18 protein-coding genes and 1 tRNA gene are annotated in these 20437 nt (G+C 63.9%); 8 read left to right on the top strand and 11 right to left on the bottom strand.

The window, feature by feature from the left end; genetic code table 11:
* Nucleotide 1 precedes the first annotated feature (1 nt).
* Nucleotides 2–181 carry an oxidoreductase-like domain-containing protein gene (locus tag FHW83_RS04395; RefSeq protein ID WP_176645148.1) on the top strand — a complete coding sequence of 60 codons (180 nt, stop codon included), beginning with the start codon at nt 2–4 and terminating at the stop codon, nt 179–181.
* Between the two features lie 54 nt (nt 182–235).
* On the opposite strand, the gene FHW83_RS04390 is transcribed toward FHW83_RS04395, so the two are convergent.
* Together FHW83_RS04390 and FHW83_RS04385 are read right to left on the bottom strand one after the other, a co-directional pair.
* Nucleotides 236–1936, bottom strand: a complete 1701-nt coding sequence (locus FHW83_RS04390) for a methyl-accepting chemotaxis protein (RefSeq protein WP_176645147.1) — start codon at nt 1934–1936, stop codon at nt 236–238.
* Between the two features lie 113 nt (nt 1937–2049).
* The gene (locus FHW83_RS04385) at nt 2050–4296 is read right to left on the bottom strand and encodes a TonB-dependent receptor (RefSeq protein WP_176645146.1); all 2247 of its coding nucleotides are present in this window, start codon (nt 4294–4296) and stop codon (nt 2050–2052) included.
* A 164-nt stretch (nt 4297–4460) separates the two neighbouring features.
* Between FHW83_RS04385 and FHW83_RS04380 the strand changes: the two genes are divergently transcribed.
* A complete protein-coding gene (locus tag FHW83_RS04380; protein ID WP_176645145.1) occupies nt 4461–5711 on the top strand; it encodes an NRAMP family divalent metal transporter in 1251 nt (416 codons plus the stop codon).
* Between the two features lie 25 nt (nt 5712–5736).
* The gene (locus tag FHW83_RS04375) at nt 5737–6066 is read left to right on the top strand and encodes a hypothetical protein (RefSeq protein WP_176645144.1); all 330 of its coding nucleotides are present in this window, start codon (nt 5737–5739) and stop codon (nt 6064–6066) included.
* Here FHW83_RS04375 and FHW83_RS04370 read toward each other — a convergent pair.
* Complete coding sequence (locus FHW83_RS04370) at nt 6059–8137, bottom strand: bifunctional diguanylate cyclase/phosphodiesterase (RefSeq protein ID WP_229224016.1); 2079 nt, start codon at nt 8135–8137, stop codon at nt 6059–6061. The two genes, FHW83_RS04375 and FHW83_RS04370, sit on opposite strands and share 8 nt — an antisense overlap.
* A gap of 345 nt (nt 8138–8482) precedes the next feature.
* The gene (locus FHW83_RS04365; RefSeq protein WP_176645143.1) at nt 8483–9088 is read right to left on the bottom strand and encodes a LysE/ArgO family amino acid transporter; all 606 of its coding nucleotides are present in this window, start codon (nt 9086–9088) and stop codon (nt 8483–8485) included.
* 87 nt (nt 9089–9175) lie between these two features.
* On the opposite strand from FHW83_RS04365, the gene FHW83_RS04360 reads away from it, so the two are divergent.
* Nucleotides 9176–10060, top strand: a complete 885-nt coding sequence (locus FHW83_RS04360) for a LysR family transcriptional regulator ArgP (RefSeq protein WP_176645142.1) — start codon at nt 9176–9178, stop codon at nt 10058–10060.
* Here FHW83_RS04360 and FHW83_RS04355 read toward each other — a convergent pair.
* Nucleotides 10057–11139, bottom strand: coding sequence for a histone methylation protein DOT1-like protein (locus tag FHW83_RS04355; RefSeq protein ID WP_176645141.1), 1083 nt, complete (start codon nt 11137–11139; stop codon nt 10057–10059). The two genes, FHW83_RS04360 and FHW83_RS04355, sit on opposite strands and share 4 nt — an antisense overlap.
* 20 nt (nt 11140–11159) lie before the next feature.
* Nucleotides 11160–11525 carry a DUF5710 domain-containing protein gene (locus FHW83_RS04350; RefSeq protein ID WP_176645140.1) on the bottom strand — a complete coding sequence of 122 codons (366 nt, stop codon included), beginning with the start codon at nt 11523–11525 and terminating at the stop codon, nt 11160–11162.
* Between the two features lie 60 nt (nt 11526–11585).
* Between FHW83_RS04350 and FHW83_RS04345 the strand changes: the two genes are divergently transcribed.
* A complete protein-coding gene (locus FHW83_RS04345; protein WP_176645139.1) occupies nt 11586–12227 on the top strand; it encodes a hypothetical protein in 642 nt (213 codons plus the stop codon).
* Nucleotides 12228–12231: 4 nt separating this feature from the next.
* Here the strand turns inward: FHW83_RS04345 and FHW83_RS04340 are convergent, their stop codons facing one another.
* The 3 genes from FHW83_RS04340 to FHW83_RS04330 form a co-directional block, all read right to left on the bottom strand.
* Nucleotides 12232–13284, bottom strand: a complete 1053-nt coding sequence (locus tag FHW83_RS04340; protein ID WP_229224015.1) for a Gfo/Idh/MocA family protein — start codon at nt 13282–13284, stop codon at nt 12232–12234.
* Nucleotides 13285–13426: 142 nt separating this feature from the next.
* Nucleotides 13427–14173, bottom strand: a complete 747-nt coding sequence (locus tag FHW83_RS04335) for an anti-sigma factor (protein WP_176645137.1) — start codon at nt 14171–14173, stop codon at nt 13427–13429.
* Nucleotides 14173–14658, bottom strand: a complete 486-nt coding sequence (locus tag FHW83_RS04330) for an RNA polymerase sigma factor (RefSeq protein ID WP_176645136.1) — start codon at nt 14656–14658, stop codon at nt 14173–14175. Before FHW83_RS04330 ends, FHW83_RS04335 begins: the two co-directional genes overlap by 1 nt.
* Before the next feature lie 94 nt (nt 14659–14752).
* Here FHW83_RS04330 and FHW83_RS04325 point away from each other — a divergent pair, with 94 nt between their 5' ends.
* The 3 genes from FHW83_RS04325 (at nt 14753) to FHW83_RS04315 (ending at nt 17564) form a co-directional block, all read left to right on the top strand.
* Nucleotides 14753–16045, top strand: a complete 1293-nt coding sequence (locus FHW83_RS04325) for a S8 family serine peptidase (RefSeq protein WP_176645135.1) — start codon at nt 14753–14755, stop codon at nt 16043–16045.
* 100 nt (nt 16046–16145) lie between these two features.
* On the top strand, nt 16146–16853 hold the full coding sequence (locus FHW83_RS04320; protein ID WP_176645134.1) for a hypothetical protein: 708 nt from the start codon (nt 16146–16148) through the stop codon (nt 16851–16853).
* Nucleotides 16854–17288: 435 nt separating this feature from the next.
* Nucleotides 17289–17564, top strand: coding sequence for a type II toxin-antitoxin system RelE/ParE family toxin (locus tag FHW83_RS04315; RefSeq protein WP_176645133.1), 276 nt, complete (start codon nt 17289–17291; stop codon nt 17562–17564).
* A 74-nt stretch (nt 17565–17638) separates the two neighbouring features.
* Here the strand turns inward: FHW83_RS04315 and FHW83_RS04310 are convergent.
* A tRNA-Ile gene (locus FHW83_RS04310) sits at nt 17639–17717 on the bottom strand.
* 44 nt (nt 17718–17761) lie between these two features.
* Nucleotides 17762–19957, bottom strand: a complete 2196-nt coding sequence (gene rpoD / locus FHW83_RS04305) for an RNA polymerase sigma factor RpoD (protein WP_373997163.1) — start codon at nt 19955–19957, stop codon at nt 17762–17764.
* Between the last annotated feature and the right edge of the window lie 480 nt (nt 19958–20437).

Genomic DNA, 20437 nt, shown 5'->3' with positions numbered 1-20437 from the left:
GATGAACGACGACGATCCAAAACCGCAGCCGCCGGAACCGCCGGGACCGGACGATTGCTGCCACAGCGGCTGCACTTACTGTGTGGACGACCTGTATCAGGAGGCGCTGGACAAGTACCGCGCCGAGTTGGCCGCCTGGCAGGCCCGCCACAGTCATGCCGGCGCAAGCCGGCATCCATAGAACGCCAGCGACGGCGCATGCCCGGCATGGATTCCGGCCTGCGCCGGAATGACGCTAGAACGCCTCCCACTCGTCGCCGCCGACCGCCTCCTTGACCGGCTTCTTCAGCGCCGGCCGCGCCACCACTGGCGCCCGCGCGCTGGCCACCACCGCTGGCGGCACGGCGGGCTTGCGCGGCGCCGCCGCGCGCGGCGCGGGCTGGGTCGTGGCCAGCAGCTTGAACACGCCCACCACCTCGCTCAGGCGCGCGGCCTGCTCCTGCATCGATTCCGCCGCCGCCGCGGCCTGCTCCACCAGCGCCGCGTTCTGCTGCGTCACCTGATCCATCTGCACGATGGCGGTGTTGACCTGCTCGATGCCGGCGCTCTGCTCCACGCTGGCCGAGGTGATCTCGCTCATGATGTCGGTCACGCGCGTGATGCTGGCGACGATCTCGCTCATGGTCTCGCCGGCCTGGTTGACCAGCGCCGAGCCGTTCTCGACCTTCTCCACCGAATCGCTGATCAGCAGCTTGATGTCCTTGGCCGCCGCCGCCGAGCGGTGCGCCAGGTTGCGCACCTCGCTGGCCACCACCGCGAAGCCGCGGCCCTGCTCGCCCGCGCGCGCGGCCTCCACCGCCGCGTTGAGCGCCAGGATATTGGTCTGGAACGCGATGCCGTCGATCACCGAGATGATGTCGACGATCTTGCGCGATGATTCGTTGATCGAGGCCATGGTGCCCACCACCTGCCCCACCACGTCGCCGCCCTTGAGCGCGATGCCGGAGGCCGACTGCGCCAGCTGGTTGGCCTGGCGCGCGTTGTCGGCGTTCTGCTTGACGGTGCTGGTCAGCTGCTCCATCGACGAGGCTGTCTCCTCCAGCGAGCTGGCCTGCTGCTCGGTGCGCGACGACAAATCCTGGTTGCCGCTGGCGATCTCGGACGAGGCGGTGGCGATGGTGTCCGTGCCATGGCGCACCTGGCTGACCAGGGTCTGCAGGTTGCCGGTCATGTCCTTCAGGGCCTGCATCAGCTGCCCGGTCTCGCACGCGCTTTTCACGTCGATCGGGCGGGTCAGGTCGCCGTCGGCCACATCGCGCGCCAGCGACACCGCCTCCTGCAGGGGCGTGGCCACGATGCGCGCCACCCATATGGCCAGCACCATGCCGATGCCGATGTTCGCCACCAGCAGCACGATGGACGTCATGCGCGCGTTCTGGAAGGTCGCCGTGGCGTCGTCGCTGGCCTTGTCGCCGCCATCGATGTTCATCTTCACCAGCTGGTTGACGTTATCGGTCATCAGCCCCAGCGACTTGGCCGAGGTGCCGGCGGCCAAGTCGCGCGCCTCCTGCTTCTTGCCCTCGCGCGAGAGCGCGATCATCTTCTCGTGGTCGGTCAGGAAGGCGGCCAGGTTCTTGTCGAACTCGCTGGCGAGCGCTTTTTCCTCGGGGCTGGAGATGAGCTTTTCGTAGGCCTCCCTGTGCTTCCTGAGACCGCCGAGCGAGTCGTCGAGGCGCTTTTCATACATGGCGATCTGGTCCGGCTTGTCGTTCAGCATATGGGACAGTTCCCAGCGCCGCACCTCGCCCAGGTCGGTGCGCAGCTCCATCACCGCGCGCACGCTGGGCATCCAGTCCTGCGCCAGGTCGCTGGAGGCCTGGTTGACGCGGTTCATCGACACGATGTTGCTGACGCCCAGCACCAGCGTCAACAACATCACGACACCGAATGAGACAATCAGTTTTGTGGCTATTTTCAGATCATAAAACCATTTCATGGCTCATCTCCTGATCGCTGCGCTGGGCTGTCCAGTATGCAACGATCGGGAGCGCCATGCCAGCGCCGCGCCGCCCCTGTGTTTTCCCAGCAACAGCGCGCGCGCCGGCGGGCTTACAGCTTGCCGTTCAGCGTGATGAACACCTGGCGCGGCGCGCCCGTCAGCAGGGTCTGGGCCGTGCCGTTCGGATCGCTGGCCTGGAAGCCGTTGGTGCCGATCGAGCTGATGTACTGCTTGTCGAACAGGTTGGTGACGTTGACTTGCAGCGACAAATCTTTCACCCAGCCCAAGGATTTCATCTTATAGCCGGCCGCCAGGTTGGCCAGCCAGAACGATGGCACGCCGTTGTCGTTCAGGTAGGTGTAGTAGCGCTTGCCGGTGTACTTGCCGCCGGCGCGCGCGAACCAGCTGCCGCTCTCGTACGACACCTCGGTGTTGAACAGCTGACGCGGCGCGTCGACCACGGTCTTGCCGCTGACCGGCACCAGGGTGGTGCCGTCCATGTAGTTGGACTTGTACTTGGAATCGTTGAAGGTGTAGGAGTTGAACCAGCTGATCTCGCGGTTGAACTTCCACACGGCGATCGCTTCCAAGCCCTTGGTGTCGACCTTGCCGACGTTGACCAGGGTCGACGGGCAACCCAGGATGCCGGCGCAGGTGGCCACGCTCAGTTGGCGGTCGTCGAAGCGCGCGCTGTACACCGCCAGCGAGCCCTGCAGGTTGGCGCGCTTGAAGCGGTAGCCGAGGTCGATGTTGGTCGAGGTCTCCGGCTTGAGGTTGCCGACGCCGGCGTTGTAGGCGGCCTGGGTCTGCGAGAACGGGCCGGTCACGCCCGGCTGGTGGGCGCGCATGTTTTTCGAGGCCGAGCCGAACACCTCGTCGTCGCTGGTGACGGCGTAGTTGAAGCCGGCCTGCGGCAGGAACTTCTTGTCGGCGCTCAGCTCGCCGGCGGCGCGGGTGCCGACCAGGTTGATGGCCTTGATGTTGACGTCCATCGCCTTGAAGCCGGCGTTCAGCTTCAGCTTGCCGTCCATCAGCGCCAGCGTGTCCTGCAGGTAGTACTGCGAGGTGGTGGTGATGAAGTTCTGCTTCCAGTCGGTGGCGAACGGCTTGGACAGGTAGTACATGGTGTCGGCCGGGCCGGTCACGGCGTAGTAGTTGCGGCTGGCCGTGTGGTTGTTGCGCTCGCCCCACAGGCCGGCGCTGATGGTGTGGTCGCCGATCTCCCAGGTCAGGTCGCTGATCACGCCGTCGCGGCCGATGGTGTACTCGGTGGTGCGCAGCGAGATCGGGTTGCTGGCGTTGGTCGGCACGTACGGCGTGTACCAGTGGCCCTGGCCTTCGTTGTCGTGGTGGTAGATGGTGGTTTTCAGGTCGACGTTGCTGGTCAGGTGCAGGTCCAGCGTCAGGCCGCCGAGGGTGTCCTTGCGCAGGCCGCCGGCCGAGTAGTAGGCGTCGTCCAGGCTGGTGACGCCGCCGGTGAAGATGCCCTTGGCGGCGTTGACCGCGCGGTTCCAGTCCGGCTGGTAGTTGTCCCAGTTGTAGCCGAGGCGGCGGATCATCTCCAGCGACATGTCCTGATAATCGACTTCCTTGCGGTCGGAGTAGTTGATGAAGCCGGTCAGGCTGTTGTCGCCGAAGTTGAACACGAAGCGCGAGTTCAGCTGATCCTGGTCCTGGTCGCCGGCGCCCTTGGTTTTCTCGGTGCGCTGGCGGGTGCCGCTGATGTAGGCCTTGAACACGCCGTTGATCAGGCCGGTGTCGACGCGGGCGAAGGTGCGCGAGGTGGAGTCGCTGCCGAAGGTCTGCGCGAAGGTCAGGCCGCGCTCGTCGCTTGGCGCCAGCGTGAAGAACTGCACCGTGCCGCCCAGGTTGCTGGTGGAGGCGGTGCCCAGCGCGCCCGCGCCCTGCGACACCGAAACGCTGCCGATGTTTTCCGACGAGATGGCGCGGCTGATGTGCAGGCCGTTGTTGTTACCGTAGGTCATGTCGCCCAGCGGGATGCCGTCCAGCGTGAAGCCCAGCTGGTTCTGGTTGAAGCCGCGGATGCTGAAGCGGGTCGACCACTCGTAGGCGCCAAACGGATCGGCCGACTGGAAGTTCACGCCCGGCAGTTTTTCCAGCACCTTCAACGGGCTGGTGCCCGGCAGCGCCTCGGCCAGGTCGGCCTTGTTGATGTTCTGCACCTGGCGCGACTGGCCGCGGCCGGTGATTTCGATCGACTGGATCGGGCCGGCCAGCGCGCCCACGGCGGCGCTGTCGTCGGCCGCAGCATCGGCCGCCTCGGCGGCGTAGGCGTGGCAGGCCAGCGCTTGCAGGACGAGCAGGCACAAAGGTTTCAGAGGGAAGCGCTGTCGCATGGTGGTTTTCTTTCTTGCTAGGTTATTGGAAAATAAACTGGCAAGATTGTAGGAAGCCGATATGACCATGCGATGACGCCGCCGTGACATCTTGATGACAAGGTTCGCTCGCGTACGGAAGCCGGCCGAGCCTGGCTCTACCATGGCGGACATAAGGAGACATCATGGACAAAGGCTGGCTCAACAAGCTAGGCCCGGGCCTGATCACCGGCGCCGCCGACGACGATCCCAGCGGCATCGCCACCTACTCGCAGGCCGGGGCGCAATTCGGCTACGGCATGCTGTGGACGCTGTTGCTGACCTATCCGCTGATGGTGGGCATCCAGGCCGTCAGCGCCCGCATCGGCCGGGTCAGCGGCCATGGCCTGGCCACCAATATCCGCCGCCACTTCCCGCCGTGGCTGCTGTACACCATCGTCGCGCTGCTGCTGGTGGCCAACGTCATCAATATCGCGGCCGACATCGCCGCCATGGGCCAGGCCGCCAGCCTGGTGGCGGGCGGCCGCGCGCACTGGTACGCCGCCGGGGCCGGCATACTGTCGGTGCTGCTGCAGGTGACGCTGCCCTACCAGCGCTACGTGCGGGTGCTCAAGTGGCTGACGCTGGCCCTGCTGGCCTACGTCGCCACCGCGCTCACGCTCAACCTGCCCTGGGGCCGGATCCTGCACGCGGCGCTGCTGCCCAAGCTGTCGTGGCAGCCGGACTACATCACCACCGTGGTGGCGATTTTCGGCACCACCATCAGCCCCTATCTGTTCTTCTGGCAAGCCTCGCAGGAAGTGGAGGAGCTGCGCGCCGACCCGGCCGCGCAACCGCTCAAGCACGCGCGCCAGCAAGCCGGCGCGCAACTCCGGCGCATCAAGATCGACACCGTGACCGGCATGGGCTTTTCCAACCTGGTGGCGATGTTCATCATGCTGACCACCGCCGCCACGCTGGGCGCGCACGGCGTCACCCAGATCGAATCCTCGGCCCAGGCCGCCGAGGCGCTGCGCCCGATCGCCGGCGACTTCGCGTTCGCCCTGTTCAGCATCGGCATCGTCGGCACCGGGCTGTTGGCGGTGCCGGTGCTGGCCGGCTCGGCGGCCTACGCCATCGCCGGCGCCATGCGCTGGCGCAACAGCCTGGAACTGCAGCTGACCGGCGCCAGGAAGTTCTACGCCATCATCATCGGCGCCACGCTGGCCGGCACGGCGCTGTGCTTCACCGGCATCGACCCGATGCGGGCGCTGTACTGGAGCGCCGTGCTGAATGGCGTGATCGCCGTGCCGGTGATGGTGGTGGTGATGTTGCTGGGCGCGCGCCGCTCGGTGATGGGCACGCTGGTGATTCCGCCGCGCCTGCGCGTGCTGGGCTGGCTGTGCACCGGCCTGATGGCGCTGGCGGTAGTGGCGATGTTCGCCACGCTGGGGTAAGCTGGGGTTTTCCGTCGGAGCCGCGATGCGACAACTACTTGCCCTGCTGCTGGCCGCCGTGACCGCCCTGCCGGCGCTGGCGATCGATCGTCCCTTCCCCGCCCACACGCTGCGCGGCAAGTTCACGCCCGGCTACTTCCCCGACATCACGCTGGACGGCAAGCCGCGCCAGCTGGCGCCGGCCGCGCGCATTTTCAACGAGGACAACCGCATCGAGATGCCGGCCGCCGTGCGCGGCAAGGACCTGGTGGTGAACTACACGGTCGACGGCATGGGCTATATCGACCGCATCTGGATTCTCAGCGCCGAGGAGGCGGCGCAAAAGCTGCCGACCGCCGCCGAGGCGGCTAAATAGAGAAATCGCTGTTGACCGCCGGCGCCAGGCTGCGGCGCGCATCGGCAAACCGCAGCAGCTCGTCCGGCGGGATCGGGCGCGAGATGTGGTAGCCCTGCAGGTAGTGACATCCCATTTTTTCCAGGATGGCGGCCTGGCCGGCCGTCTCCACGCCCTCCGCCACCAGTTGCAGCCCGAGGCTGTGGCCCATGGCGATGATGGCGTGCACCAGGTTATGGCTGCGCTCGCTGTGCTCGATGTCCATCACGAAGGCGCGGTCGATCTTCAGGGTGTTCAGATGGAACTGAGTCAAGTAGCTGAGCGAGGAATAGCCGGTGCCGAAGTCGTCCAGCGAAACGCCCACACCCAGCGCGCGCAGCTGGGCCAGCACGGCTTGCACGTTGGCGGCGTCCTCGATCAGCACGCGCTCGGTCAGCTCCAGCTCCAGCTGGTGCGGCGACAGGCCGTTGCCGATCAGCGCCTGCGACACCAGCTTGAGGAAATCCGGGTCGGCCAGCTGCCAGGCCGAGACATTGATGCTGATGGTGACGTCGTCCAGCGCGCTCCGCTTCCACGCCGCCACCTGCCGGCAGGCCTGCTCCAGCACCCAGGTGCCGAGCGGGATGATCATGCCGCTGTCCTCCGCCACCGGAATGAAGCGGTCCGGCGACACCGGCCCCAGCAGCGGGCTGTTCCAGCGCAGCAGCGCCTCGACCTTGGTCAGCTTGCCGGTGTGGGCATTGACGATGGCCTGGTACACCAGGTAAAACTCGTTGGCCTCGACCGCGCCGGCCAGTGCGCCATCGATCACCAGGCCATCCTTGGCGGCGGCGTTCATGGCGTCGTTGAACACGCGCCGCTCGCCGCGCCCGGCCTTCTTGGCCTCGTACATGGCGATATCGGCACAGCGGATCAGCGTGTCGCTATCGGTGCCGTGGTTTGGATAGCAAGCGATACCCACGCTGGCGGTGACGCTGATCGCGTGATAAGACAGCTCGAACCCCCTGCCCATCGCGGCGATGATGGCGTCGGCGCAGTCGCCGGCCATCTGTTCGGCGCTGTTGGGTGCAAGATCGGGGATGATGACGATGAATTCGTCGCCGCCGAAGCGCGCCAGCACGTCGCACGGGCGCAACAGGCCGTGCAGGCGGTTGGCGGCGGTGCGCAGCAGCTCGTCGCCGGCGGCGTGGCCGAAGGAATCGTTGACGCGCTTGAACTTGTCGAGGTCGATGAACAGCACGGCGCACTCGCGTCCGGCGGCCGCCGCGTGCGCCACCTCCTGCGCCAGCCGCAGCGACAGCGCGTGGCGGTTGAAGAAGCCGGTGACGGGATCGATGCGGGCCGCCTGGTACAGCAAATCGTCCTTCTTTTTACGCTCGCTGATGTCCAGCAGTTGAACCAGACAGTACATCCGGCCGCGTTCGATGTACGGCGACCCCAGCAACTCGACCGGCAGGCTGTTGCCATTTCGCAAACGCATGACGGCGGTGTCGGACAGCGGGTATTGCACGCCCTCGGCTTCGAAGCGGCGGAAATATTGGTCGGCCATCTCGCGCGTGAGGTTGGGCAGCAGGTCGCACACATGCAAACCGATCAACTCCTGCGCGCTATTAAAACCCAGCAACTTTGCACAGCGTTCATTGGCGACGTGGACATAACCGCGCCGGTCGCGGATCAGAAAACCGTGGCTGAGGCTGTCGATGGTGCGCGCGTAACGCTGCTGGATTTCATCTTGCACGGCGTACACCAACCCCAGCATGGACAGTATCTTGAGCACGGTGGTGCCGACGAACCACACCACGTACATATCGGGATTAAGGGTGGCGGCGGCCAGTATATTAAAACCGCCGCGCAGCATCAGCGTCATGCCCAGCAGCCGATATCGGCTTTCAACCGGAATCAGGCGAGAACCGGACCACAACATAATGACGCCAATCGCCATCGCGCTGGCCGGCGCCAGCCAGCTATTATTCGCATGCCACAACAGGCTGAATAAACCGCTGGCCAAAAGAATACCGAGCGTCACCCGGCGCATATCCGGCGCATCGAGTTTACCGATAAAGAACTGCGTGCCGGCCCAATACCCCCACATGCCGATCGCCAGGCACAAGGCGCAAAAATAAAGACGCCAGAATGGCGGCAATACATAATCTCCAGCCAACCATATAATGCTGCCGCACATAATGGCCAACTGGCCCGCGCCCCAGAATAGCGCATGTTTTTCCTTGCGCTGCATCAGCCAAAGGAAAATTAATATTGCGCTCAAAATGGCGTCGGCGGAAAACTCCACCACCATCGCTGTGAGATAACCGGGGTCTATGCTCATTGAGGTCCGGCGCCCGGAGGCGCTCTTGCACGCTGACTGGTGTCATTGTATGCCGAACCCGGCAATTCATGCTAAAAATTGGCACGTACTTGCCAGTTTTGAGCTTGGGCGCTACAGAAACAGCGAGATCGCGAGCGTCCACATGATCAAGGTGATAATGATGTCCAGGATGCGCCACGCGCCCGGCCGCGAGAATACCGGCGTCAAATAACGCGCGCCCAGCCCCAAGCTGCTAAACCATATGACCGACGCCAGCATTGCGCCCAAGGCGAAATACAGGCGGCCATTTCCCGCTTGCTGCCCGCCTATCGATCCTAATAAAACCACGGTATCAAGATAAACATGGGGATTTAATAAACTGAATGCCAGCATGGCGGCAATTACCGCGCGGCGATCCGGCGCGGCATTATTCTGCTCATTCACCATGGCGGAAGGATTTAACGCGGAACGGGCCGCCCGTAATCCGTACCAGAATAAAAATCCGGCGCCGGCGATTTTTATCCAGAATAAAAGCGCCGGCGCCTCCATAATCAGCCGGCCCATACCGGCAACGCCAGCGGCGATTAAAACCACGTCGCACAAAATACAAATCGCAATGCAAGTGAGCACGAATTCGCGCTTCAGGGCTTGCCTCAGCAAATAGGCATTTTGTGAACCAATAGCAACTATCAGGCTGCCGCCCAGCCCGATGCCTTTCAAAAAAGCGGTGACTTCCATGGCCTTCCCCGTGCAAAAAAACGTCAGGTTACGGCCCGCTCGAAGATAAGTATAATTAATATTATTTGCCAAATATTAGGTAAGCTAATGAGCCGGGTGGACTATCGCGGGCTGGCGGCGCTGGACGCCGTGATCGATTATGGTAGCTTTGACAAGGCCGCCGCGGCGCTGGCGATCACCCAATCGGCGGTGTCGCAGCGCATCCGGATGCTGGAAAACAGCGCCGGCGAATTGCTCATCGTGCGCAGCCAGCCGCCCTCCCCGACCGAGGCCGGACAGCGCCTGATCGCCCATTACCGCCAGGTCCGCCTGCTGGAGGCGGCGCTGGACAAGCGTCCCGGCGACGCCGATGCCCGGCCCGAAATCGCCATCGCGGTCAACGCCGACAGCGCAGCGACCTGGCTGCAGGAGGCCGTCACTCCGCTCATGAGCAACGGCGACTGCATGCTGCAGATCCGCCTGGACGACCAGGACCACACCCTGACCATGCTGCGCGAAGGCCGGGTCTTCGGCTGCGTGACCAGCGAGACCGCGCAGGTGGCCGGCACCACCGTCACCGCGCTGGGCGCGATGCGTTATTTTTGCGTCGCCTCGCCGGCGTTTGCCGCCCGCTGGTTCCCGGACGGCATGACCGCGCAGGCGGTACAGCACGCGCCGGTGATGAATTTCGACCGCAAGGACATGCTGCAGACCCGTTTTATCGCCCAACACACCGGCTACACCGGACGCTATCCGCATCATGCCCTGTCCAGCTCGGACGGCTACGTGCGCTTTATCGAGGCGGGATTGGGTTACGGCATGCTGCCGATCCAGCAATGCGAGCGGCAACTCAAGCAAGGCACGCTGATCGACCTGGCGCCCGGCAAGTGGCTGGACGTGCCGCTGCTATGGCATGTGTGGGACATCCAGACCCCGTTCACGCGGGCTTTATCGGATAACTTGATCGCTACGGCACGCAAATGGCTGCTTTAGCCCGTCATCGCGGCCAAATCCGCGCGTGCCCGCGCTTCCCAGTCATTGGCGTCCGGCTGGTGCAAATAGCGTGTTTCCGATGCGGGTTCGGCCATTTCCGGCCCAATACGCTGGTAAATCATCACGCTGGTCCACGACAGCGTTCCGGGCGCGTGTGATTGCAGCAGGCGGAAGGCTGGATGCTTGATGGGATAAGTGGTGGTGCTGACCAACGCGCCTTCCGGCAATTCGCGCGCGAGCTTGTCGCTGATGGCGTCCATCAGCGGGCCAAAACAGGTGCTGTACAGGAACACCAGACTGGCGCCACGCACATCCACCTTGAACATATCGTTTTCCAGGAACAGGATGCGCGAACCGAGGTCCAGCAGGTGACGGCCGCTCGCCATCACGCCGGATGGCAGTTGCAACGGAGTTTCAAGGGTGAGCGGCTCCGGCAGCGATTCCAGGCCTTGCCGCGCCAGCGTCAGCAGCCGCACCAGCCGTTCCTGCGCCAGCCGGTGGCGATAGTTCAGCAACTCCACGCCGATGCAGCGGGTGAACGGCAAGGTCAGCGCGGCAGTCATGACCACCTTGCCGAGACCGCTGCCGAGGTCGACCATCACACCGCCCGGCGGCAAGAACGGCTTGACCGCGTCAAAGTAGTTTTCCAGCTCGAAGCGCTGCATTTCGCCGTAGATCAGACCACCTTCCTGGATCAGCCAATCGCGTATTTCCTCATCGGCGATCTCTTCGAGCTTGCGGAAGCCCGGCAGCGGCGCCAGCTTGGGCAGCATGCCCATCGGCAGGATGCTGGCGGGCAGCGTGCCGATCATCACGCTCAGGTGGGGACGCAGCCGCTGCAACAGATAATCGTGGCGGGCCGGTTTTTCCAGGCAGGCGCGCAGCGCGTAGCCGATTTCCAGGAACGGCAGGAACGGCGAGTCGGGATTCAGGTCCAGCGTCGGGCGCGCATGCGATTCGCCGCCCTGCACGCTCTGGAACAGCGCTTCGAAGATATCGGCCGGATGCCGGAAGCGCTGGACCGGCGCGGCCGGGCGGTTGCCGGTACGAAAAGTCGGTTGCAGGCTCGTGCTATCCATGGCACGAGAATAAAGGAAGCCTATGCCGGCCGCAACGGCTTTAGCATCTTTGCAACATCATCGTAGTGGCCTTGCCAGCCGGAACTGGCCAGTTTCGGCGCGCATACCGGACAAACCTCGAACGGATCGCAATCGTGCTGCAACTCCACGTAATAGCGGCCAATCACCGGCTTGCCGGCGTACGAATCCGTCATCACCGGGCGTGACTTGATGGAAGGCTTGGCCACGGCCGGCACGAAATCGGCGCCGCCCGGCGGCAGCCAGCGCTCGAACGCCTCGACTGGCTTGCCGTCCGGCACGTACCACGATTTGCGCTCATTGTTCCAGCGTGCGCCCAGCGCCTTGGCTTCATCTTTTTCCGCGAACGGCACTTTTAAAAACATCATCTTCGATCACTCCTTGCGGCAAGAGTGACATTTTACTGTCTCAGGTGCGAAAATACCGCCATGCCTACCATAGAACCACTGACTCTCACGCTGGCCGAACTGGCCGAGCGCTGGAACATGAGCCCGCAGCAGGTGCTGGAATCCCCGCGCGCACTGCCGATGTATTTTTACTTCGACGGCCTGGTGTTCGATTTCAACGACAAATGGCACCGCGCCAACGGCGACGCCGGCGTGCTGCAAATGCTCGAGCAGCACAAGACGCGCCTGTCCACGCTGGAAATCGACCTGCAGCGCCAAACCATGCACAAGCGCGGCCTGCTGAAGCTGACGCAATGGGAAGAAGCGCTGAGCGATGAGGAATTGCAAAGCCAGCAAGCGGAGGCCGACCGGCTGAGCGAGGAGATCCCGCGCCTGACCGAACAGCTCAAGCAGCGCCGCGACGAGCGCCAGCGGCGCGTGCGCAACGGCCTGCTGCGCGCGGCGCCGCGCACCGTGGCCGACATCGCCAAGCGCGGCCAGGCCCGCTTCCCGCAGTTTGCCTACATGCCCTACAGCGCCAACAAGATCGAGGGCGACGCCGCCATCGCCGACGGCGCCGTGGTGGCGCTGGAAGATGGCTTCCCGCTGAAAGAGTTCCTGACCACGGCGGACCTGGTGGTCGCCATGGTGGACGTGCGGGCGGCGGAGGAAAGCGCCGCCTGACGGCTTATCCCAGCGCGATGCGCTTCTGCTCGCGCGCCGAGCGATACACCGCCTCGATGATGCGGATGTCGCGCAGGCCCTCCTCGCCGGCCACGATCGGCTCGCGGTTGTTGATCACGCACAGCGACAGGTGGTCCAGCTGGGCCGCCCACTGGGTGGCGCCCGGCCCTGGCGCCGGCTTGATCTCGTTGCTGCGATCCTGGCCCACCCACAGCCGGTTGCCGTCGTAGCGCGTGCCCGGCTCCATGTCGATGCGGCCCTTGTCGCCCATCAGCAGGATATGGTTCTGGTTGGCGCTGTACATCGACATGCAGGAACCGATCACCCCCGACGGGAACTCCAGCTGGAACTCGATCATGTCCTCCACCTCGCGGAAGCGTGGATCGTTGCGGTCGGTGGTCTCCTTGGCGTAGACCGAGACCGGCTCCTCGCCCGTCATGTAACGTGCCGCGTTCAGCGCGTAAATGCCGATATCCATCAGCGAACCGCCGCCAGACAGCGCCTTCTTCAAACGCCAGGCGTTGGGGTTGTTCATGGTGAAACCGTGCTCGGAGCGGAAATAGCGCAGCTTGCCGATCTCGCCGGCGCGGGCGCGGCGCACCGCTTCCAGGTTGTAGGCCTCGAAATGGCAGCGATAGCCGATCATCAGTTTCTTGCCGGCCTTCTTGCAGGCGGCGATCATGGCCTCGCACTCGGCCGAGGACACCGCCATCGGCTTCTCGCACATCACATGCTTGCCGGCGGCGGCGGCGCGGATGGTGTACTCGGCGTGCATCGACACCGGCAGGCAGACGTAGACGATGTCGATGTCCGGATTGTCCTTGATGCTGTCGAAATTCTGGTAATTGTAGATGCCACGTTCCGGCACGCCATACTCGGCGGCCACGCGCTTGGCCTTGGCCGGATCGCCGCTGACCAGCGCCACCAGCTTGCTGTGCTGGCAGTTTTTGAACTGCGGAATGATCACGCCCAGCCCGTACCCGCCCAGCCCGACTATCGCATAGCCCAGCTTGCGTCCCGGCGTGGCCGCCATCACCGGCAAGCCCATGGCCGCCATAGTGATAGCGCTACCAGCGGCGATTGCAAGATCCCGTCGATTCCTGTTGATCATTCCTGTCTCCTTTGGTTGTAGTGCTCATATCGGCAATTTTAATGTATCCGCAACCGAAAAAGCCGGCCCGCGCAATCAGAATCATGAATCATTGCGCGGACTTGGCGTGCCAGCCACGCCGCAAGGCCTCCTGCTCACCATTCGCATCGAGCGCGGGGCCGGCGATCCGGGCGTCGATGGCGTCCAGCACCGCCGATGGCATGGCGCTGCCGGCCTGCCGGTAATCGCCGGCCGCGGCGCCGGCCGCCTCGGCGATGACCGGCACCTGCCACGCGTCGCCGTTGCGGCAGGCCAGTCCCGCCGTGCCGTTCATGATGAAGCTGCGGCACAGCGAGCCATCCTTGGCGGCGAAACTGACGCCGATGCGCACCGCGCCTTCGCCGGCCGCCAGTTGTTGCGACAGGGCGATCGCCAGCGGCCCCTGGGCCACCAGCTTGCCGCCGGCGCCCTGCGCCACCGTCAAAGCGGTGCCGCCGCCGGTACCGCCCATCATGCCGCCGACCAGCACGCCAACCGCCAGCGTGGCCGCGATCGCGCCCCACTCCGGCCACGACCAGCGACGCGGCGCCGGCGCGGCCCGTTCCTCGCGCGCGGCGCGCGCCGCGTTCAGGTCGGCCACCTTGCCCGGCAACGCCGCCGCCGTCAGCGCGGGCGGCACCGGTTCGTCGAGGATGGGCGCGAACGCCGCGAACACATCCGAGCGCAAGGACTGATGCTGCGCCACGCGCTCGGCCAGCGCCGGATCGGCCTCCAGCGCGCGTTCGATCTCGGCGCGCTCGGCGCCGTCCAGTTCGCCGTCGGCGTAGGCCATCAGGGTTTCGTCGGAAAATTTCATCACACCTTCCTTGCTTGATCGGATAACAGTTCCTGCAGCGCCGCGCGGGCGCGCACCAGGCGGCTGGTCAAGGTGCCGATGGGGATCTCCAGCACCTCGGCCGCCTCCTTGTACGGCAAGCCATCGACCAGCACCAGCGCCACCACCATCCGGTGCTCGTCCGACAGGCGGCTGACCGCCTGCTGGATGGCCATGCGCTGCTGGTGCGCCTCGGCGTAATCGTCGCCCACATGCTCGCCGGCCTCCTCCGGCTCGAACACCGCGTCGCGCCGCATGCGCGAGCGCACCTCATCTATCCACGCATTCTTCATGATGCGGAACAGCCAGCTGTCCAGGCGCGTGCCTGGTTCCCATTGCTCGCTGCGGCCCAGGCCCCGCTCCAGCGCGATCTGTACCAGATCGTCCGCATCCTCACGGTTATAGGTGATGGTGCGGGCGAAGCGGCGCAGGCGCGGCAGCAAGGCGGCAATCTCTTGTTGGATCATGGTTATCTGGTTAACGACGGCGCGAGGGATTTTAATCCCTGTCTCAAACGTTTATTCATCATGCAGTCCCATGCTTATACTATCATCCGTCATCATGCCGATACGAACGCTACTTGTTGCCGCCATATGCCTGCTGGGCGCCGCCGACGCCAGCGCCCAGCTGCGCTTGCCGAACGTGCAGCTGCCGCAATTGCCTCGCGTGACCGATACACTCAATCCACTGTTGCGCGACAGCGGCCGCCTGCTGGACCGCACCGACATCGGCGACCTCGGCGCCGCGCGCCTGAAACAGGTCGCCAACCTGTTGCGCCAGCATCGCGACGTGCTGGAACCCGACCCGCGTGGCGAGCCGGTGGTGCGCCACGAAATACTTGCGTGGTCGCCCAGCGACGCCAGCCTGGCCGCGGCCCGCGCCGCCGGGTTGATCGTGGTCGAAGCGGAGGCGGGAGCATCCACCGTGGTGCTGCGCGTGCCCGGCCAGATCGATACCGCCGCCATGCTGGAGCGCTTGCGTCAGCTCGATCCGGAGGGCGTGTACGACTTCAACCACGTCTACACCGGCAGCGCGGCGCAGCCGATGGAGCAGCCATCATCCGGCGCGCCACAGCCCCTGCCGCGCGCGGCCAACGCCCTCAAGGTCGGGCTGGTCGACAGCGGCATCGCGCGTGAGCATGAGGTGTTCTCGGACGCCCGCATCCTGCCATGGGGCTGCGACGGCAAGGATCATCCCAGCGCGCACGGCACGGCGGTGGCGGCGCTAATGGTCGGGCGCTCCGATCGATTTCGCGGCGTGGCGCCGCAGGCGGCCTTGTACGCGGCGGATATCTATTGCGACAGCGCGACCGGTGGTTCAGCCGCGCGCATCGCGGCGGCGCTGGACTGGATGGCCCGCGAGCAGGTGGCGGTGATCAATCTGAGTCTGGTGGGTCCGCCCAACCAGATACTGGAACGGGTGGTGGCCGGCATGGTCAAGCGCGGCCACCTGCTGGTGGCGGCGGTCGGCAATGACGGGCCGGCGGCGGCGCCGCTGTATCCGGCCAGTTATCCGGGCGTGGTGGGCGTCAGCGGCGTCGACAAGCGCGGCCAGCCATTGCCGGAAGCGGCGCGCGGTCCGCAAGTCATGTTTGCCGCGCCGGGCAACCAGATGGTCAGCGCCGCCATCGGCAGCCCGCCTTACCGCACCGTGCGCGGAACCTCGTTCGCGTCGCCCATCGTGGCGGCGCTGTTGGCCAACGACTTGCGCCAACCTTCGCTTGATGGCGCCAAGCGGGCAATTGCCGACGCGGTGAAAAGCGCATCGGGCAACGCGTCCGGCATGCAAAATCCCGAGGTCGGCTATGGCGTGCTGGGCGCGAAATACCGCGCCGATCCCTCGGCATTCCGTTAATTCAAAAATTTTTTTCAGGACGATGGATTAAACCGTTGAGCCCACGCGTTTTCCTTACAAGCGCCGCAGATGGTCTGCGGCGGACATCAAGGAGAACATCATGAAAAACACCACCATCGCCAAACACCTGCTGATCGCCCTGTCCATCGGTGTGGCCTGCTCGGCCCACGCACAACTGCTGGGTCGCGGCGGCGCGGTCGGCGGCATGATCGGCGGCGCCGGCAATTTCGGCGGCCAGCTCAGCGGCATGAGCAACATCGGCGGCAACAGCGCCCTGCTGGACCGCAGCCGCTCCGCCACCAGCGCGATCAACACCGACGACCTGCGCGCGACGCGCAACGCCAACAAGACAAACAGTAACGCAGCAAGCGGCAATGCGCAATCGGTCACGCCGACGCCTGCCGCGACGTCGGCGCCTACGCCAGCGCAAGGCGGCTTGCTGAGCGGCGTCACCGGTAGCGGTAGTGGCAGCGGCAACGCCCAAGCCTCGGCCAACGCGGACAGTGGCGGCATCGGCCAAGTGGCAGGCAGCGCCCTGCAAGGCGCGCGCGGCACCGCCGCACCGGTTCGCGACGGCGTCAAAACCCAGGCCGACAACACCCGCGGCTACGCCCAGTCAAGCGTGGCCACCGCATCGGACACCGCCAAGGGCAGCAAACAATCCGCCGTCAGCGGCGCGCGCGACACCACCGACGCGGCAAGCGCAGTACAGCCATCGTTCAATGCCAGCGGCTCGGCGTCGGGCAACGGCTCCGCCAACGGCGGGACCAAGAGCGCCGCTACCGACAGCCCGACCCAGTCAAAGTGACTCGATAAAACAAAGCCCAGTCACATGACTGGAATGCCGTTCAGTTAAACGGCGTCGTTCCGGCGAAGGCGGACGGTCCGCCGGCGCGGCCCATAGAACGCATGCGCTGTGGTTACGCATGCGTTCTATGGATTCCGGCTTTCGCCGGAATGACGAATTAAGCGCTAACTGAACGGCATTACAGTCACATGACTGGGCTTTATCAATACGCTGCCCTGCATCATGCGGAGCCGGAAAAAACAGTGCTACGATTGACAAACCATTCTGCATCAGAGGTGCCAAACATGAGCTCACAGCCCAACTCTCATCCAGTCAGCTTCCTGACTTCCAACTGCGCATACTTGCACACGGCCAAAGAGAAATCGAAGAAGGAAAAATCACCGATCACGATGACTTCTTTGCCGAGCTGGCGGAGGAAGACCGGAAATCCAGCAGATGAAAATCTACTGGACTGACGCCGCCAAGGAAGACGTCCGTGAAATCCATGACTACCTTAGGCAGCAGCGAAGTAGTGGCAACACAGCCCATCAAGGAACAAAGAATTTCCCATTCAAGCTGGCCGATTTAAACATCAACACGTACCGTGAGCTACTCGCCGGTCCTCACAGAATAATTTTCGAACAGACACCCACAGCGTTCACCATCCCTTTGGTTTGCCATACCAGCCGGGATCTGGAAGCCATGCTACAACGACGACATCTCAAACCCTAACAGACGGAATATGAAAGCGAAAAAAAAGCCCTCACGATTTCTCGTAAGGGCTTGATTTCAAGCTTTAAGCAAATTGGTAGGCCCTCGCGGAGTCGAACCGCGCACCAAAGGATTATGAGTCCTCTGCTCTAACCAAGCATGAGCTAAGGGCCCGAAGAACACGGGAGCATATAGGCTCCCCCTACCCCAGTCAAGCCTTAGTTACCTTCCAGGAAACTCTTCAGCTTGTCGGAACGGCTCGGGTGACGCAGCTTGCGCAAGGCTTTGGCCTCGATCTGGCGGATGCGCTCGCGCGTCACGTCGAACTGCTTGCCCACCTCTTCCAGCGTGTGGTCGGTCGACATCTCGATGCCGAAGCGCATGCGCAGCACCTTGGCTTCGCGCGGCGTCAGCGAATCGAGCACGTCTTTCACCACGCCGCGCATCGAGGCGTGCAGCGCCGCGTCCGACGGCGCCAGGGTGTTGTTGTCCTCGATGAAGTCGCCCAGATGCGAATCATCGTCGTCGCCAATCGGCGTCTCCATCGATATCGGTTCCTTGGCGATCTTCATGATCTTGCGGATCTTGTCCTCTGGCATTTCCATCTTGATGGCCAGCGTTGCCGGGTCCGGCTCGGCGCCGGTCTCTTGCAGGATCTGGCGCGAGATGCGGTTCATCTTGTTGATGGTCTCGATCATGTGCACCGGAATCCGGATGGTGCGTGCCTGGTCGGCGATCGAGCGCGTGATGGCCTGACGGATCCACCACGTGGCGTAGGTCGAGAACTTGTAGCCGCGACGGTATTCGAACTTGTCCACCGCCTTCATCAGGCCGATGTTGCCTTCCTGGATCAGGTCGAGGAACTGCAGGCCGCGGTTGGTGTATTTCTTGGCGATCGAAATCACCAGGCGCAGGTTGGCCTCGGTCATCTCACGCTTGGCCTTGCGCGCCTTCATTTCACCGGCCGCCATCTGGCGGTTGATGTTGCGCAGGTCCGGCAGCGGCAGCACCACGCGTGCCTGCAGGTCGATCAGGCGCTGTTGCAGCTCCTTGATGGTCGGGATGTTGCGGCCCAGGATGGCGCTGTAGGCGTGACCGGCGGCCACTTCGCCATCCACCCAGTCCAGATTGGTTTCGTTGCCGGGGAAGACCTTGATGAAGTGCGCGCGCGGCATGCCGCACTTGTTCACGGCCACGTCCAGAATCTGCTTCTCGATGTGGCGCACCTCGTCCACCTGGCCGCGCAGGGTGTCGCACAGCTTCTCGACCACCTTGGCGGTGAAGCGGATGCCGAGCAGCTCGGCCGAGATCGCTTCCTGCGCCTTGACGTAGGCCTTGGAGTTGTAGCCCTCCTTCTCGAAGGCGCGGCGCATCTTGTCGAACTGCAGGGAGATGACGTCGAATTTTTCCAGCGAGGCCGCTTTCATGGCTTCCAGCTGTTCGGCCGAGTAGCCGGCCGCGGCGCCCGAAGGGCTGGCTTCTTCCTCTTCCTCTTCTTCCTCTTCTTCCTCGTCCTCTTCTTCCTCTTCCTCGTCCGACGCGGCGGTCGGCGCCGGCGCGGCGGCATCTTCGTTTTCGTCGACCAGGCCGTCGACGATCTCGTCGATCTTGATCTCGTCGGCGCGGATGCGGTCGGAGGCGGCGATGATTTCCGCGATCGTCACCGGGCAGGCGGAAATCGCCTGGATCATGTCTTTCAGGCCATCCTCGATGCGCTTGGCGATCTCGATCTCGCCCTCGCGCGTCAGCAGCTCGACCGAGCCCATCTCGCGCATGTACATGCGGACCGGGTCGGTGGTGCGGCCGAAATCGGAGTCGACGGTGGACAGCGCCGCCTCGGCGGCCGCCTCGGCTTCGTCATCGCTGGTGACGGTGGCGACATTGTCGGACAGCAGCAGCGTCTCGGCGTCGGGCGCGTGCTCGTACACGGCGATGCCCATGTCGTTGAAGGTGCCGATGATGCCTTCGATCGCCTCCGGATCGACGATGTTGTCCGGCAGGTGGTCGTTGATCTCGGCGTAGGTCAGGAAGCCGCGCTCCTTGCCGAACTTGATCAGGGTCTTGAGTTTCTGGCGGCGGCGTTCGAGCTCTTCCTCGGTGGCCTCGGTGTCGGACGAGAAGGCGTCCTTGAGCAGGGCCTTCTCCTTGGCCTTGCGGTCCTTGGCCTTGGCCTTGTCGACGGCCTTGAGCTCGGCGCGCTCGACCGCGTTCAGCGCGGCGACTTCGTCGTTCTCAGGCTGGAATTCTTTCGGTTTGCGCCCGCGCCGGCCCGGCACTTTGACCGTGGGCAGCACGTAACCCGACGTGTCGATCGCCGCCAGCGCGGCCGCGTCCGTGGTCTGGCTGACCGCTGGCGGTTTGCTGGCAACGCGCGTCTCCGGCTTGTCCGCTGTCTTGGCGGATTTGGCGCTCACTTTAGTCGGCTTTTCAGCCGCTTTGGATTCAGGTTTCTTGATTGGCACAGGCGCTTTCGATTACGGATAAAGTTTCGATCCCTCCGGGATCACTACGTCTTCGAACTTGCCGACTACACAAGTCCGACAATACTACGACTTACTTACACCTGGGTCAGGCCGACCGAGTCTATAGAGAATTCCAAGGAATTCTACTGCATCGGACACGTGCGTGGGGGCAAGAAACCGCGACTCGGTTAGGTAGCAAACAGACTCGTTGCTCAACCGTGGCTGGCCCTGGCCGCCGACACCCGTCCTTCCGCGTCGATCAAGAGCCTAACTCACTGAAAACAAACACACTCTGAACAGAAAAACGATGCCAAAAATTACAACACTTAGCGTTTTATTATAGCACGTCACTTTTCAATTTCCAGAGGGAAGACCGCCACGTCCGCCGCTGGAATGATGACAGAAACATTACGTCACAAACCGTACAACAAC

The organism is Duganella sp. SG902 (assembly GCF_013376005.1).
Lineage (GTDB): Bacteria > Pseudomonadota > Gammaproteobacteria > Burkholderiales > Burkholderiaceae_D > Rugamonas.
This window is presented reverse-complemented; position numbering and strand designations above follow the sequence as displayed.

Bases quoted from the DNA above. Each gene is read 5' to 3' on its own strand.
- FHW83_RS04395 (WP_176645148.1), top strand. From the start codon at position 2: ATGAACGACGACGATCCAAAACCGCAGCCGCCGGAACCGCCGGGACCG.
- FHW83_RS04390 (WP_176645147.1), bottom strand. From the start codon at position 1,936: ATGAAATGGTTTTATGATCTGAAAATAGCCACAAAACTGATTGTCTCA.
- FHW83_RS04385 (WP_176645146.1), bottom strand. From the start codon at position 4,296: ATGCGACAGCGCTTCCCTCTGAAACCTTTGTGCCTGCTCGTCCTGCAA.
- FHW83_RS04380 (WP_176645145.1), top strand. From the start codon at position 4,461: ATGGACAAAGGCTGGCTCAACAAGCTAGGCCCGGGCCTGATCACCGGC.
- FHW83_RS04375 (WP_176645144.1), top strand. From the start codon at position 5,737: ATGCGACAACTACTTGCCCTGCTGCTGGCCGCCGTGACCGCCCTGCCG.
- FHW83_RS04370 (WP_229224016.1), bottom strand. From the start codon at position 8,137: ATGTGGGGGTATTGGGCCGGCACGCAGTTCTTTATCGGTAAACTCGAT.
- FHW83_RS04365 (WP_176645143.1), bottom strand. From the start codon at position 9,088: ATGGAAGTCACCGCTTTTTTGAAAGGCATCGGGCTGGGCGGCAGCCTG.
- FHW83_RS04360 (WP_176645142.1), top strand. From the start codon at position 9,176: ATGAGCCGGGTGGACTATCGCGGGCTGGCGGCGCTGGACGCCGTGATC.
- FHW83_RS04355 (WP_176645141.1), bottom strand. From the start codon at position 11,139: ATGGATAGCACGAGCCTGCAACCGACTTTTCGTACCGGCAACCGCCCG.
- FHW83_RS04350 (WP_176645140.1), bottom strand. From the start codon at position 11,525: ATGATGTTTTTAAAAGTGCCGTTCGCGGAAAAAGATGAAGCCAAGGCG.
- FHW83_RS04345 (WP_176645139.1), top strand. From the start codon at position 11,586: ATGCCTACCATAGAACCACTGACTCTCACGCTGGCCGAACTGGCCGAG.
- FHW83_RS04340 (WP_229224015.1), bottom strand. From the start codon at position 13,284: ATGGCGGCCATGGGCTTGCCGGTGATGGCGGCCACGCCGGGACGCAAG.
- FHW83_RS04335 (WP_176645137.1), bottom strand. From the start codon at position 14,173: ATGAAATTTTCCGACGAAACCCTGATGGCCTACGCCGACGGCGAACTG.
- FHW83_RS04330 (WP_176645136.1), bottom strand. From the start codon at position 14,658: ATGATCCAACAAGAGATTGCCGCCTTGCTGCCGCGCCTGCGCCGCTTC.
- FHW83_RS04325 (WP_176645135.1), top strand. From the start codon at position 14,753: ATGCCGATACGAACGCTACTTGTTGCCGCCATATGCCTGCTGGGCGCC.
- FHW83_RS04320 (WP_176645134.1), top strand. From the start codon at position 16,146: ATGAAAAACACCACCATCGCCAAACACCTGCTGATCGCCCTGTCCATC.
- FHW83_RS04315 (WP_176645133.1), top strand. From the start codon at position 17,289: ATGAAAATCTACTGGACTGACGCCGCCAAGGAAGACGTCCGTGAAATC.